16 protein-coding genes are annotated in these 14,678 nt (G+C 25.7%); 11 read left to right on the forward strand and 5 right to left on the reverse strand.

Annotated features, from left to right (window positions below):
* Positions 1-16: 16 nt before the first annotated feature.
* Together uvrC and AVBRAN12640_RS05895 are read right to left on the reverse strand one after the other, a co-directional pair.
* Complete coding sequence (gene uvrC / locus AVBRAN12640_RS05890) at positions 17-1,789, reverse strand: excinuclease ABC subunit UvrC (protein ID WP_336608551.1); 1,773 nt, start codon at positions 1,787-1,789, stop codon at positions 17-19.
* Complete coding sequence (locus tag AVBRAN12640_RS05895) at positions 1,758-2,285, reverse strand: hypothetical protein (protein WP_214117551.1); 528 nt, start codon at positions 2,283-2,285, stop codon at positions 1,758-1,760. The genes uvrC and AVBRAN12640_RS05895 overlap by 32 nt, the downstream gene beginning before the upstream one ends.
* 148 nt (positions 2,286-2,433) lie before the next feature.
* Here AVBRAN12640_RS05895 and nhaD point away from each other — a divergent pair, with 148 nt between their 5' ends.
* The 5 genes from nhaD to AVBRAN12640_RS05920 all read left to right on the forward strand — a co-directional run bounded on the left by nhaD (position 2,434) and on the right by AVBRAN12640_RS05920 (position 7,497).
* A complete protein-coding gene (gene nhaD, locus AVBRAN12640_RS05900) occupies positions 2,434-3,729 on the forward strand; it encodes a sodium:proton antiporter NhaD (protein ID WP_214117550.1) in 1,296 nt (431 codons plus the stop codon).
* A gap of 12 nt (positions 3,730-3,741) precedes the next feature.
* Positions 3,742-5,277, forward strand: coding sequence for a glutamine-hydrolyzing GMP synthase (gene guaA / locus AVBRAN12640_RS05905; protein ID WP_214117549.1), 1,536 nt, complete (start codon positions 3,742-3,744; stop codon positions 5,275-5,277).
* A 199-nt stretch (positions 5,278-5,476) separates the two neighbouring features.
* Positions 5,477-6,100 (forward strand): hypothetical protein, encoded by a 624-nt coding sequence (locus tag AVBRAN12640_RS05910; protein ID WP_336608550.1) that lies wholly within the window; start codon positions 5,477-5,479, stop codon positions 6,098-6,100.
* A 16-nt stretch (positions 6,101-6,116) separates the two neighbouring features.
* Positions 6,117-6,740 carry a hypothetical protein gene (locus tag AVBRAN12640_RS05915; RefSeq protein WP_214149974.1) on the forward strand — a complete coding sequence of 208 codons (624 nt, stop codon included), beginning with the start codon at positions 6,117-6,119 and terminating at the stop codon, positions 6,738-6,740.
* 16 nt (positions 6,741-6,756) lie between these two features.
* Positions 6,757-7,497, forward strand: coding sequence for a hypothetical protein (locus AVBRAN12640_RS05920; protein ID WP_336608549.1), 741 nt, complete (start codon positions 6,757-6,759; stop codon positions 7,495-7,497).
* A 27-nt stretch (positions 7,498-7,524) separates the two neighbouring features.
* Here AVBRAN12640_RS05920 and AVBRAN12640_RS05925 read toward each other — a convergent pair whose 3' ends face one another.
* Together AVBRAN12640_RS05925 and AVBRAN12640_RS05930 are read right to left on the reverse strand one after the other, a co-directional pair.
* A complete protein-coding gene (locus AVBRAN12640_RS05925; RefSeq protein WP_336608548.1) occupies positions 7,525-8,058 on the reverse strand; it encodes a hypothetical protein in 534 nt (177 codons plus the stop codon).
* A gap of 56 nt (positions 8,059-8,114) precedes the next feature.
* Positions 8,115-8,756, reverse strand: a complete 642-nt coding sequence (locus tag AVBRAN12640_RS05930) for a thioredoxin domain-containing protein (protein WP_214117544.1) — start codon at positions 8,754-8,756, stop codon at positions 8,115-8,117.
* A gap of 127 nt (positions 8,757-8,883) precedes the next feature.
* On the opposite strand from AVBRAN12640_RS05930, the gene AVBRAN12640_RS05935 reads away from it, so the two are divergent.
* From AVBRAN12640_RS05935 to AVBRAN12640_RS05960, 6 genes are read left to right on the forward strand one after another with little or no spacing between them, the layout of a single operon-like run.
* Positions 8,884-9,453 carry a hypothetical protein gene (locus AVBRAN12640_RS05935; RefSeq protein WP_336608547.1) on the forward strand — a complete coding sequence of 190 codons (570 nt, stop codon included), beginning with the start codon at positions 8,884-8,886 and terminating at the stop codon, positions 9,451-9,453.
* A gap of 50 nt (positions 9,454-9,503) precedes the next feature.
* Positions 9,504-11,441 carry a ribosomal protection-like ABC-F family protein gene (gene abc-f / locus AVBRAN12640_RS05940; RefSeq protein ID WP_214120464.1) on the forward strand — a complete coding sequence of 646 codons (1,938 nt, stop codon included), beginning with the start codon at positions 9,504-9,506 and terminating at the stop codon, positions 11,439-11,441.
* A complete protein-coding gene (locus tag AVBRAN12640_RS05945) occupies positions 11,428-12,615 on the forward strand; it encodes a M48 family metallopeptidase (protein ID WP_336608546.1) in 1,188 nt (395 codons plus the stop codon). Before abc-f ends, AVBRAN12640_RS05945 begins: the two co-directional genes overlap by 14 nt.
* The gene (locus tag AVBRAN12640_RS05950) at positions 12,599-13,402 is read left to right on the forward strand and encodes a HemK/PrmC family methyltransferase (protein WP_214120462.1); all 804 of its coding nucleotides are present in this window, start codon (positions 12,599-12,601) and stop codon (positions 13,400-13,402) included. Before AVBRAN12640_RS05945 ends, AVBRAN12640_RS05950 begins: the two co-directional genes overlap by 17 nt.
* Positions 13,389-13,826, forward strand: a complete 438-nt coding sequence (locus tag AVBRAN12640_RS05955; protein ID WP_336608545.1) for a DUF4149 domain-containing protein — start codon at positions 13,389-13,391, stop codon at positions 13,824-13,826. The genes AVBRAN12640_RS05950 and AVBRAN12640_RS05955 overlap by 14 nt, the downstream gene beginning before the upstream one ends.
* A gap of 33 nt (positions 13,827-13,859) precedes the next feature.
* Positions 13,860-14,246 carry a hypothetical protein gene (locus tag AVBRAN12640_RS05960; protein WP_336608544.1) on the forward strand — a complete coding sequence of 129 codons (387 nt, stop codon included), beginning with the start codon at positions 13,860-13,862 and terminating at the stop codon, positions 14,244-14,246.
* Between the two features lie 20 nt (positions 14,247-14,266).
* Here AVBRAN12640_RS05960 and AVBRAN12640_RS05965 read toward each other — a convergent pair whose 3' ends face one another.
* Positions 14,267-14,668: a hypothetical protein gene (locus AVBRAN12640_RS05965; protein ID WP_336608543.1), complete on the reverse strand. Its 402-nt coding sequence runs from the start codon at positions 14,666-14,668 to the stop codon at positions 14,267-14,269.
* Between the last annotated feature and the right edge of the window lie 10 nt (positions 14,669-14,678).

The raw sequence follows: 14,678 nt of genomic DNA on the forward strand, positions 1-14,678 counted from the left end.
CTATTAAATTAAATGATTACTTAATAATTTGGCTAATTTTCGTTGCTACATTTTTATTTGTTACTTTTGCTATTTCATCATAACTTGCATTGTATATATTTTCATAATTTTCAAAGTATTTTAATAATTTTACGATACTAGCTTTTGAAATTCCAATTTGCTCTAATTTTGATGATTTTATATCTTGTTTTCTTTTTGCATTTTGATGACAAGTAATTGCAAATCTATGTGCTTCATCTCTTAGTTTTTGAATAAATTGCAATATTTCATCACTTGTTTTAAGATTAAATTCCTTATCCTTAAAATGTATTTTATCCCTAGCAGCACCTTTTGCTCTATGTGCTAAATGATTTAATTTTTCTTTGGAAATTGCAATTACATCTAAATTGATTTCATTTTGAGCTAAAAGCTCGTTTGCTAAATCTAATAAAGCCTTTCCACCATCTATAATCCACAAATCAGGACAGGCTGATTTATCAAAAGAATTTATCCTTCTAGTAAGCATTTCTCTCATTTGTTCATAATCATTATTGCTAGTAAGATTAAATCTTTTATAATTATTTTTATTAAAACTATTAGAAAACACATCATAACTAATTAAAGCTCCGATTATTGCTTGACCTTGAAAATGTGAATTATCAAATACTTCAATATTATAAGGAGTATTGCTAAGATTAAAAAAGCTTTTTAGTTTATTTGCTATATTGTTTTCAATCTTTTCAAGATTTATTAAAGCATTGTTTTTAGCTAATTGAATTAGTTTTTTTATCTCTAAAGTTTTTGCGATTTTTATATTTACTTTATGATTTGCAAGATTGCTTAAGTATTCTTCTAAGAGTTCTATATTTTCATTGTGATTTTCTATATAAATATTAATAGGAATTATTCCTTCTTTATAGTTTGCTAGTATTAATTGGGTTAAAAAATCACCTTCTTTATTAGATATTTTTTCATTTATTACGCTTATTACTTTTCCGTGATTTATCACTAATCTAGTGCTTGATAAGAATTCATTATTATTGGTTATTGCAAATACATCAAAACTAACATCTTTTGCCAAATCCACTTCAATTTCTTGATTTAAATTCTTTATATGATTTATCATATCTCTTATTTTTGCCGCTTCTTCGTAGTTTTCATTATCAGCATATCTAAACATTTTTTCATTTAAAGTTTGTAGCATTAGTTTTGGATTTTTTAGAGCTTGTAGGGCTTGTTTTAAGATATTTTCATATTCATCTTTAACGCTAAACTCACAAGGAGCTAAACATCTTGACATATCATAAAATATACATCTTTTTTTACAGCTTTTCATTTGTCTTAATGGATAACACAAATACAATGCTTCTAATAAATCCTTAGCCCCACTAGCATAAGGCCCATAATATTTAGTCAGTGGGTCTTTTTTAACCTTTCTAGTTATCTCAAATCTTGGATAAGCTTCTTTTAAATCACAGCAAATATATGGATAAGTCTTATCATCTCTTAATAAAATATTATATTTTGGTCGCATTTGTTTAATTAATGAATTTTCTAAAATCAGTGCGTCTAATTCACTATTTGTAGCGGTATATTCTAAATTATTTGCTTCTTCAATTAATTTTATAATTCTAGGAGAGTTTTTAGGATTTGCTCTAAGGCTTGGAGTAAAGGCAAAATAGCTTTTAACTCTTTTTTTTAAATCTTTTGCTTTACCTACATAAAGCAAGGTATTATTATGATAATATCTATAAACTCCAGAAGAATTTGGTAATGATTTAATTTTGTCTAAGAGATTTGATTTTTGCATTTGTTTTTTTGATACTTTCTTTTAGATTATTTATTAATATTTTTTGCTCTTCATATATCGCTAGATTTTGAAAATTCTCACACATTAAGTCTTTTAAAAATATTTTTGGTTGTTTTGATTTTTCATAATCAATATATGCTTTTAAAATAGCATTAGAATTAATTATAATTTCTTCTTCAAATAGATTTAAAATAGCAGCGTCTTTTGGATTAATTCTTTTATATATTTTAATATGTTCTTTTAATGTTTTTATAGTTGAATCATTTCTTAAGTCTTGTGCTAAAGTCGGATGATAAACTCTAATTCTAAAGCAATTTTTATTATATTTTTTAAATACATCACAAACTACACCTTTTTGAGTTAATTTATATTTAAGGTCAGGTGGCATACTTAAAATAAATAATTTTAATTGCTTATTAATCTTTAAAAATAAAAGGTTTTTATTATGAGAAGAAAGAATATTATGAATATTTTCAATGTTTTTAAATTCCACCATATTGTTTTACTTGCTGCCTTGTTGTTTTCTGCTTGTGGGTATAAAAGCGACCCAAGTTATTATAATAACAAGTCAACGCAAACGCAAAAATTACCCTTTGTTGAATTAGAGTAAATAATATCTATCATTTTTTTAAAAAGGAGCTTTTATGGAAATTACATTTTCATGGGCGGGAATTTTATGTTTAGTGATATTTATCATCGGTTACTATTTTATCGCAGCTGAAGATAAATATCATATAAACAAAACAAAACCTGCAATATTTATCGGAACTTTAATGTTTATTATTTTAGGGCTTTATTTGTGTCTAAATGGAAAAAGCACAGAGCCATTAGAACATGAAGTAAAGGATTTAATAGAAGAGATTGCTGAAATAGTGTTTTTCTTAATGGTTGCTATGACTTATATTGAAGCTTTAATTGAGCGTAATGTGTTTAATACCTTAAAATATAAGCTTGTAACAAAGGGATATACTTATAGAAAATTATTTTGGCTAACTGGGCTTTTAGCATTTTTCATATCTCCTGTTGCTGATAATTTAACTACAGCTTTAATTCTTTCAACCGTTTTACTTACAATTGACAATCAAAAAAAGGAATTTTTAGTTCCTGGTGCTATAAATATAGTTGTAGCTGCAAATGCAGGTGGAGCTTGGAGTCCTTTTGGAGATATTACAACTCTTATGGTTTGGACTGCTGGTAAAAGTCCTTTTATAGACTTTTTCGCATTATTTCCTGCTAGTTTCCTTGGTTGGTGGCTTACTGCGTTTTTATTAAGCAAATTCGTTCCAAATGTAAAACCTAATTTTGATGAAAAATCTTTAAAAGTTGAGCGTATAAAAGATGGTGGAAAAATCATTATTTTCTTAGGTGCTTTAACGATTTTTAGTGCAGTTTTAATGCACTCATTATTTGGCTTACCTGCTATGTGGGGAATGATGTTTGGCTTATCACTTTTAAGCCTTTATACTTATAGATTTAATGTCGCTCGTGGTAAAAAAGATATAAATATATTTTCATATATGACTAAAATTGAAATGGATACATTGCTATTTTTCTTCGGTATTTTAGCCGCTGTTGGAGCGCTTCATTTTGCAGGTTGGCTAGCTTATGCTTCAAGATTATATGATTTTGCTGGAGTTATGAGCACAAATATTGGAGTTGGATTTTTAAGTGCGGTAGTTGATAATGTGCCTGTAATGAGTGCAGTTTTAAAAGCAAATCCAAATATGAATATAGATGATTGGCTTTTAGTAACTCTAACGGCTGGAATAGGTGGCTCATTAATTAGTTTTGGTTCTGCTGCTGGGGTTGGAGTAATGGGAAAAATGCGTGGAATTTATACCTTTGGCTCTCATATGAAATATGCTTGGACTGTTTTATTAGGTTATGTTCTAAGTGTTATTGTTTGGTGGTTACAATTTGAATATTTTGATTTATATTAGGAAAGGAAATTAATGGAAAAAGCAGATATTTTAGTGCTTGACTTTGGGTCGCAATATACCCAACTTATTGCTAGAAGACTTAGAGAGCAAGGAGTTTATACACTTATTTTACCATTTAATATTAGTGCGAATGATATTAAAAATTATGAGCCTAAAGGTATTATTTTAAGTGGTGGTCCTGCTAGTGTTTATGCAAATGATGCTTATTTTTGCGATAAAGAAATTTTTGATTTAGGTTTGCCGATTTTAGGGATTTGTTATGGAATGCAGTTAATGGCTCATCATTTTGGAGCAGTTGTTGCACCTGCAGGACATAAAGAATATGGTAAAGCTAAAATTAGTATTCAAGAAGATAGTTGTTTATTTAAAAACTTACCTAAATCTCAAGTGGTTTGGATGAGCCATTCTGATAAGGTTGAGAATTTACCAGCAGGATTTAAAACTATTGCTGTTAGTGATAATAGTCCATTTTGCGTATATGGTAATGATGAGAAAAAAATGTATGCCTTACAATTTCATCCTGAAGTTCAACATAGTGAATTTGGTAAAAATATTCTTAAAAACTTTGCAAAATATGTTTGCAATTGCGAAAGCGTTTGGAATATGGGTTCATTTGCTAAGACACAAATTGAAAAGATTAAAGAGCAAGTTGGAGATAAAAAGGTTCTTTGTGCAATTAGTGGAGGTGTAGATAGTAGCGTTGTTGCTGCATTGCTTGCTAGTGCTATTAAAGAACAAACTATTTTAGTTTTTGTTGATACTGGATTACTTAGAAAAAATGAAAAAGAGCAAGTAGAAAGTATGCTTAAATTAAAATTCGGAATAGAATTAAATACTATTGATGCAAGAGAAATTTTCTTAAAGAAATTAAAAGGTGTAACAGACCCAGAAACTAAGCGTAAAATTATCGGAAATACCTTCATTGAAATATTTGAAGATTTTGCAAAAAAACAAGAAGGTGTTGAATTTTTAGCTCAAGGCACTTTATATACTGATATTATTGAAAGTAGCGTTGTAGGTAGCTCAAAAACAATTAAGAGCCATCACAATGTAGGTGGCTTACCTGAAAAGATGAATTTAAAATTAGTTGAACCTTTAAAAGAAATATTTAAAGACGAAGTAAGATTGCTTGGACTTGAATTAGGTCTTACTAAAGACTTAGTATATCGCCATCCTTTCCCAGGTCCAGGACTTGCAATTAGAATTATGGGTGAAGTAAATGAAGAAAGCCTAAATATCTTAAAAGAAGCTGATGATATTTTCATTCAAGAGCTTAAAGCAAATGGTTATTATGATAAAACTTGGCAAGCATTTTGCGTATTGTTAAATGTAAGAAGCGTTGGAGTAATGGGTGATAATAGAACCTATGATAACGCAATAGCTTTAAGAGCAGTTGATGCAAGTGATGGTATGACAGCTACATTTTCTCATTTACCTTATGAATTATTAGAGAATGTAAGTAGAAGAATTATAAACGAAGTTAATGGAATTAATAGAGTAGTTTATGATATTTCTAGTAAGCCACCTGCAACTATAGAATGGGAATAAAATTCCAAATAACCCTAGCTTAATTAATACCTAAGCTAGGGTTAATAAAACTCTTTTAAAAACATTTAAATCCTTTTATAAAAATATCAAGCTTTTTAATGAGAAGATTTTAATATAAAATAAATTATATTAATAAAAATTAGAATTTTAATTGTATTTTATGTATTTTAAATACTATTCAAGCAAAAAAGGTAAAACTATGAAATGTATTGGTAAAATTTTTAATATTTTAAAACTTATCATAGGTATTTTGAAAAATATTTTTCTTGCTTTATTTATAATTTTTTTTATACATCTTGTATCTTTAATTTATATCAATGTTTGTAATGATATATTATTGCTTTGCACGATAGTTTTTGCTTTTCTTTATTTGTTAATGTCAATGATTATAAGAGATTATAAACCTTCTAAAAAAGTTTTATATATTTTTATTACTTTATCAACTTTGCTAATAATTTCACAATTTTATATAACACATATAAAAGAACCAAATGAATTAATAAAAATGATTATAAGTTCTAATAAAGGGTATTTTACAGATGGAAAGAAAGGCGGATATATCTATGTGATAAAAAATGATTTAGATTTATTTGATTATGTTAATACAAAAATAAGAGATAATACTAAAAAATATTTTGAGGATAGTGGAATTAAACAAATTAAATTTAAAAATAATGTTTATTCTTGCAAGAAGATTATAAAAGGTCAATATTATGATATAACATTCGTTAGTAATGAAACAGACAATGGTATTGTGATGAAAGATATTGTAATAAGATACGAGCCATTTCTTGGAATAGAATATATACAAGATTTATTTTAATTAAAAAAGGAAAGTAATGAAAAACTATATTAATATGCTAATATCTTGGGTTATTATTAATTTAAATAGCAAGGATAAGGCTTTAATAGATTTTGATTATTTTAAAGCTATGTTTTTTCCATTTTCTTATTTGAAGATTAGTATTTATAGATTTTTATTATTCTTGTTTTATTTATCACTTTATTATTCTGTTGATTTAGGGCTTTTAACTAAAGCATTTTCACATAACTCAAATGATAGCTATATATTTTTCAACATAATTTTTACAATTATTCATTTTTTCATTTTACCTTATATGTGGTTTTTTGCTAGTTTTAAAAATAAAATTTCACATAAAATCAATATTGAATATGCGTATATAAGTTTGATTTTTATTGTTGCATTATTGTATCTTTTTTATAATATTTTTCCTAGTTTTAGCTTATTAGTTATATCTTTAATAATACATATTGTGTGTTATTTTTTTAGAGTTAAGACAATTTATTTATTTTTTTTAACTATTGCTATTTTTATTACTTACTATCAACAATTTTATAAAATATTTTCAGAAGAAGTTATTTTAAATATTAATTTGTTTTATATGTATTTAGCTCTTGCAATAAATTATATTTACAATAAAATTATTTCAAAACTAAAATAATATAATGTGAGAAAATATGGCTTTTAAAAATGATTTTATTGTATTTATAAAAAATATACTTTTTTATCTAGCTTGGTTTTTCTTTTTCGTAGCTTTAGCTTTGTTTTATTTAATCTATATAAATCCATTGAGTTTTAATAATCACTTAGATTTTATAATTTATTTGATAATTTCAAGCCTATCTTTTATGCTTTATTACATAATTTCTAAAAGGCTAAAAAACTTTGAAATATATTTAAAAGATAGATTTTTTAGTGTTTTAAAATATTTTTCATTTTACATAATGTTTATTGCTTTAGCTAATGCTTTATTTAATCTTTATGTAAAAAATGATTTTATTTTAGACATTATTTATGCGATTTTATTTTTTATAATTTATAAATTAGTTGGTAAAAATACAATTAAATACCAAGCACTTGTTTTAGCTATCTTGCTAGTATTTTGCGCCTATAAATATTATGATTATTTTTTAAAACTGCCAAATGAACTTGTAATGCAGATTATAAAGGCTAAAACGATTAATTTTGATGATTATTTTTTAGTAGATGATATTAATTTAATCAATGCACTTAATAAAAACATAAAGGATAAAAGCCCTTATGAAGTTTATGAATATTTTAAAGAATTTAAAATGCTAAGGTGTTATAAAAACGCTAATATTTGTTATAAAAATGTAGTATTTGGAAAAATGGTTTTTATAACTTTAATTTATAAAAATAAAGTAATCCAAGAAATTCATTATAAGGTATATAAGTAGGATTTGCTTATTTTGCGTAAAGTAGATTTATTTTCTATCTGCTTTATAATATATTTTATTTATTTGATTATCTTGCAATTTTATTGCTATATCAACTGGGTTTTTATAAATAGTATCTTGAAAATACAGCATATTATTTTTCTCATTTTTTCTAAATCCATATTCTTTTAGATATTTAAGAATTTCATCATTGTTTTTATCTAGTAATACAGCGTTGAGTTCTTTTGTAGTAACTTCATTTATTATGCAATATCTTTGATTTTCTAGGCAAGTTTTATTAGCATTTATGATTTTTGCTATTAAATCATTTGGCTCTTTTATAAAAAATTCATAGTATTTATAAGCAGATACTAAAGCTAAAATTATTAAAAAGTATTTATTAAATTTAATCTCATCTAATCTCTTTTTAATACTTCCATAAATAGCAGAAAGCAAAATTGCAGATATAAAATAATAAGCAAAATTAAAGCCCATAAAAAGTTCAATCAAGCCAATAACTACGCATAACCAAGATAAATAATAAGATAAATATTGTAAGAGTTTTATAATTTTATGCAACATTTCACTACTTTTTAATACAAGTATTAGAAATATTTAGGATTTACCTAAGTAAATCCTTATTTTTTAGATAGTTCGTTTATCATATCTATAAGCATTTGTGGAGATTTTGCATAAGCTAAATTGATTACATATTTTCCATTTACAATAAAAGTTGGAGTTCCGTAAGTATTAGCAATTTCATTTGCAATATCAGTTGAGCTTAACAAATATTTTCCTTCAGGGCTTTGCAAGAAGCTTTCTAATTTTTTCTTTGAAATTCCAAGAATACTTAGACCAGATTTATAAAATTCATCAGGATTATTATTCCAAGTTGATTTATTTTTAAACATTTCAACAAAATAAACGCTACTAATTTTATCATATAGGCTATTTTTATCAATCAAGCTAATTTTATTTTTTTCATCTTGATAATGTGCGTATGCAAGTAAATTAGCCATTTCTTGACCAAATTTTCCCCAAGTTTTTACCATCATTAATCTAATATCTAAATCTTTTAATTGCTCTTTTATTAGTCCTAAAGTATTGTGATTGTGGTGTAAATAACAATGCGAACATTGATAAGACCATATTTCTGTTAAAGAATTATCAGAATTTGGAATTGGATTTTCAAGCACATTGTATTCTACACCTTCACTTAAGGCAAATAAGTTTGAACTAACAAGCAACACTAAAGCTAACTTTTTAATTTGTTTTAACATTTTTTCTCCTTAAAAAAATTGCATAAATATATAAAATTTTAATTAATAAAAATTTTCTATTAGAAATGATAATGATTAACAAAATATCGTATAATAATGGTTCAATTTAAAAAAAAAGGATAAAAAAATGAAAAAGATATTTTCTTCAATCATCGCTACTGCGATTTTAGGCTCAAGTGCTTATGCAATTACTATTGATGAAGCTAGTGTAAAAGCTCATTTTGTTGGCTTTAAAATGGAAAAAAAATTAGGTGTTCCTGGTGTTATTGATGATGCTAAATTTGAATTTAGCAAAACAAGTGGCTCTGTTGTAGATATTTTAAACGGAACTAAAGCAAGTATGGATTTTGCTAACGAAAATACAAAAGATAAAATTCGTGAAAACAATATCCATAGAACATATATTGCAAATCTAAAAAATAGCAAAATTGAAGCTAGTTTAAAAGATGTAAAAGGTGATGAAACAAGTGGTAATGCTATAGGTGTAATCACATTTAATGACATTACAAAAGAAATTCCAATGACTTATAGCGTAGCTGATGGTAAATTAGTTGTAAAAGGAGTAATCAATATGAATACTGATTTTAATACAACTGAAGCATTTACAGCACTTTCAACTGATAAACAAATCTCGGCACTTCACGGAAAGAAAACTCACGAAGAAGTTGAAATTTATTTTGATGTAGATGTTAAATAATCTTTAAAGGCTAGAATACTAGCCTTTAAAAAACTTAAGGATTATTTAAATTGATTTTAATAGATTGTATTGATATTGATAAAGCTTACGGCGAAAAAGTTATTTTAAAAAATGTAAATTTTAGTATAAACGATGGCGAAAAAATCGCAATAATAGGTAAAAACGGGCAGGGCAAATCTACATTTTTAAAAATAATTACTAAAGAAATAGAACCTGATAATGGTAGGGTGTTGATTAATTCAAGTATAAATTTTTCTATGCTTTCTCAAAGCATTAATATAGATTATAATCTTAGCGTAGATGAATATATTAAATTAGAATTAGGCGATATTTTTAATGCTTTAAGCGAATATAATGAGATTAATTCTAAACTATCAACTAATCCAAATGATAAAGAATTATTGCAAAAACAACAAATTTTATTTGATTTAATAGAGAGTAAGGACGCTTGGAGTATTGATAGCAAAATAAATAGAGCTTTAAAAGAATTTGAATTAAGTAGTTTTATAAATAGAAATCTAGCAAGTCTTAGTGGTGGAGAATTAAGAAGATTAAGCCTTGCTTGTATGTTGCTTAAATCTCCTGATGTTTTGATTTTAGATGAGCCTACGAACCACTTAGATGTAACTATGTGTAAATACCTTGAAGATATGTTAAAAGCTAGTAAAAAATGTGTTATTTTTATAAGTCACGATAGATATTTTATAGACAACATTGCAAGTAAATGCGTAGAAATAGAAGATGCGAAATTAAGAGAATTTGAAGGTGGGTATTCAAATTATTTACAAGCTAAGGCAAGATTACTAGAAAGCCTTAATAAAAGCTATGAAACTTTAGTAAAACAATTAAAAAGCGAAGAAGAATGGCTGCGTCGTGGGGTAAAAGCAAGGCTTAAGCGAAACGAAGGCAGAAAAGAGCGTATTTTTAAAATGCGTGAAGAGGCTAAAAAAAATCCTAGTATTTTGAATAGGCTAAGAGTTGAGCTTGCCCGTGCAAGTGATATAAAATCAAATCCACTTATAGCAAATAAGAAAAAAATGCTTTTTGAATTACACGATATTAGCCTAACGCTAGGCGAAAAATTATTATTTAAGCCATTTAATGCAAGAATTTTACAAGGTGAAAAAATAGCAATTGTAGGCAAAAACGGCTGTGGAAAATCTAGCTTTTTACAAATTCTACTTGAAAAACTTCGCCCTAGCAGTGGTTTTATTAAAAAAGGTGAGATAAATATAGGATATTTTGACCAGAAAAAAAGTGATTTAAAAGATGATGAAACTTTGATTGAGTATTTTTGTCCAAATGGCGGTGATACTATCAATGTGAAAGGCTCTAATATGCATGTATATGGATATTTAAAGCATTTTTTATTTCCTAAAGAACAACTTACTTATAAAATCGGCTCACTTAGTGGTGGCGAAAAAAGTAGGGTGGCTTTAGCAAAACTTTTTACAAAAGATTATGAAGTATTAATTTTAGATGAGCCTACTAATGATTTAGATATTGCTACGATTAATATTTTAGAGCAGTATTTAATGGATTTTAAAGGTGCTTTGATATTTGTAAGTCATGATAGATATTTTACGGATAGACTTGCTACTAAGCTTTTTGCCTTTTCAAATCAATCAATTGAAATTGAAACTATGAAATTTAGTGAGCTTTTAGAATTAAACGATGAATTAAGCGAGTTAAATAGCGAAATAGAAAATGATAAAGAAAAACCAGTAAAAGTTGAGCGTAAAAAAAGCGTAAAATTAAGCTATAAACAAAATAAAATCCTAGAAGAACACCCAGTTAAGATTGAAGAGATTGAAAAAGAAATTAGATTATTAAATGAATACTTAAGCGACCCTACAAAATATGAAAAATATGGGATATTGGCTTTAAATGAAAGGCTTGAGAATTTAAATCAGGAATTAGAGCTTTTAGAAAATGAGTATTACGAAGTTTTAGAACTTACAGAAAGGTTAGAAAATGTTGATAATTAGCATAATTAGTGTAATTTTTGTGATTGAAACAATACTTAAATTACTTGAAATAAATCATATTAAAACAAAAACAAATAAAGGTTTTTTAAGTGATGAGCAATTTATAGAATTTAAAAATATAGCTATAGTTGAGCATAAATTTTCAATACTAAATAATTTTTTAGCACTTATTTTAAATTGCGTATTTATATTGGTGTTATTTAATGTATTAAAGGTTCATTTTGAGCCTAATTCACTGCTTGATAATACTATTTTAGTTTTATTGTATTTTATTATAAATTCTTGCATTCTAACTTGCTTAGATTATTATAAAACTATGGTTGTTGATACTAAGCACGGCTTTAATAAAAAAACTCCTAAAATGTATTTTAAAGACCTTTTAAAATCATTAATCTTATTAGTAATTATAGGTGGAGCTTTAGTTTATATTTTGCTTTTTGCTATTGCTAAATTAGGCGAGTTTTGGTGGATAGGTGGCTTTGTTATTTTATTTATTTTTAGTCTTTTAGCTATGGTTATTTATCCTAATTTTATAGTTCCATTGTTTAATAAATTAAGCCCTGTAGAAGGTGAATTAAGAGATGATATTGCAAAATTATTAGATGAATGTGGCTTTAAAAGTAATGGGGTATTTAGTATGGACGCTAGTAAAAACGATACTAGACTTAATGCTTATTTTGCGGGTATGTTCGGAGCAAAAAAAGTAGTTCTTTATGATACTTTAATCAATACTATGAGTAAAGATGAATTACTTGCCGTATTAGCTCACGAATTAGGGCATTTTAAACATAAAGATATTTTAAAAATGCTTTTTATAAGTGGTTTAAATCTATTAATTACCTTTGCGTTTTTTGGATATTTTTCAAGTTTTTTTGAAAATCAATTTAATTTAGAAGGCTTTGTATCTAGCCCGTTGTTTGCTTTTATTATGGTAGGCTCGGCAATTTCGTTTATTTTAAGTCCTATTTTAAATTCTATTTCAAGAAAAAATGAATTTAGTGCAGATAAACACGGAGCAATAAAAACTAGCAAAAACGATATGATAAGTGCTTTAAAGGTATTAGCTATTCATAATAAAGCCTTGCTAGATCATAACGCTATTTATGAAATGATTTATAAAACTCATCCGAGTTTAAGTAGAAGAATAAGTGCATTAAATGATAGCCACATTTAACGAATTAAAAGCCCTAAGCAATGAAGTAATTGCAAGACAGATTATAATGGAGTATTTTTCATATTCAATGCTTGAATATTCAGTCGCAAGGGCAAATGTGATAAATCCAAGCGATAAAATTAAACTTTTAAGTATTGCAAACGAATACAAAAACGGCACTCCATTACAATACATATTCTCAAAAACTTATATAAAAGATTTAGAATTTAAATGTGCTAAAGGAGTGTTAATTCCTAGAAATGATACTGAAATACTAATAGATTTAGCAATAAATCTAATAAATCAAAATAACATAAAAAATATTTTTGAAATAGGTTTTGGAAGTGGGATTATTAGTATATTTTTAAAATTATTTACAAAAGCAAATATAAAAGCTTGTGATATAAACAAATTAGCCTTAAAACTAGCCAATGAAAATGCTAAATTGCATAATATAAATTGTGATTTTTTTATTAGCGATTTTATGAAAGTTAATTTTAAAGACTATGAACTAATTATCTCAAATCCTCCATATATTAGCACCGAATATAATTTAGATAAATCAGTATTAAAAGAGCCTAAAACAGCGCTTTTTGGTGGTAAAAAAGGATATGAAATATTATTTAAAATAATTGATAAATGTTATTTAGAAAATGTGAGATTTTTAATGTGCGAATTTGGATATGATCAAAAAGAAATCCTAAATGATTATCTAAAAGAAAAGAATTTTAAGGCTAGTTTTTATAAAGATTTAAATGGTTTTGATAGAGTTTTTATAGCAGAAAGGTTAGATTATGAAAAAAATTAATGATTTTTTATTAGCTGGAATAATTTTTGTAGAATTATTCATAGGAATTGTTGTTGCTCCTATTATTTTTTATCCTAGTGCAATTATTGGAGATGGGATTTTAAGCCACTTTCAAAGCGGACTTTTGATGACACAAGTGTTTGTAAAATTTAATTATTTGTTACTTTTCGTAAGCTTTTTAAATATTATTTATGAAAGTATTTCAAATAAATTATTTAGTTTAAAGCCAATTTTAAGCCTAATAATTTTGATTTTAGCCTTAGTGTTTGTATTTTATTATACAGCTAATGTGCTTGATATGCAGGCTTTAGGCATTACTGATAGTAAAGATTTTAATGATAATCATAAGCAAAGTGAAATGATTTTTAAAGTTATGGTTATTTTACAATTAATATTATTTTTTACTAAGAAAAAAGAAAAATAGGCTATAATCGGCAAAATTTAAAAGGAGTTTAGTATGCAAATTAACAATAACATACAAAGCAATGTCTTAATGGCTCAAAATAAACCTACTCAAAAAGTTGAAGATACTTCGGTAGAACAACTAAATGAGAAAAAAGTAAGTGAAGAAAAATTAAGCGAGAAAAAATATCAAGAAATCAGCACTCAACAAGATGAAATGATTTCAAAAATTCAAAATAATAATACAAATAAAGCTGATTTGAAAAATGATTTAGAAAAAATAGAAAATAGTTTAAAAACAGCAAATAACAATAATGATAGATTTAAAAATGAAGATTTTTCTAAATTAAACGCTAATTTTTTAAAGCAAAATGAAGAAAGTTTTAAAAACGCTCAGCAAGTTAATTTTAACCAAACTCAAATAGCGTCATTATTAGCGTAATTTTAAGGGTTTTTTAGCCCTTAAAATTGATATTCAAGAGATTTTGAAATTCTTTGTATTTTAGCGCTTCTTGTTTCTTCATTATTTAAAGTAATTTCTATATCAATATTTGTCTTTTTACTAGCAGTATTTATTATTTTGTAAAAATATAAAAAATCATTTTTATAAGGCAAATTAAATTCATTTTTTGGCAGTTTTAAAAATTGAACCAAATACCCTTCAATTATTATATGTTCAATTTCATTTTTACTAGCAATCACAAAATAATCGTTATTATCCTTAACTCCTAAATAACTAATAATGCAATCATTTACATAATAAGACCTTAGCATTATTTCTTCTTTTGAATTATAAAATTCATCATTTTGCTTAACACAAGCTGTAAAACATATCAAAATTACTAAAAATAAAGCTTTTTTCATTACTTCTCTT

Source organism: Campylobacter sp. RM12640 (assembly GCF_020137595.1).
In the GTDB taxonomy this organism is placed as follows: domain Bacteria; phylum Campylobacterota; class Campylobacteria; order Campylobacterales; family Campylobacteraceae; genus Campylobacter_E.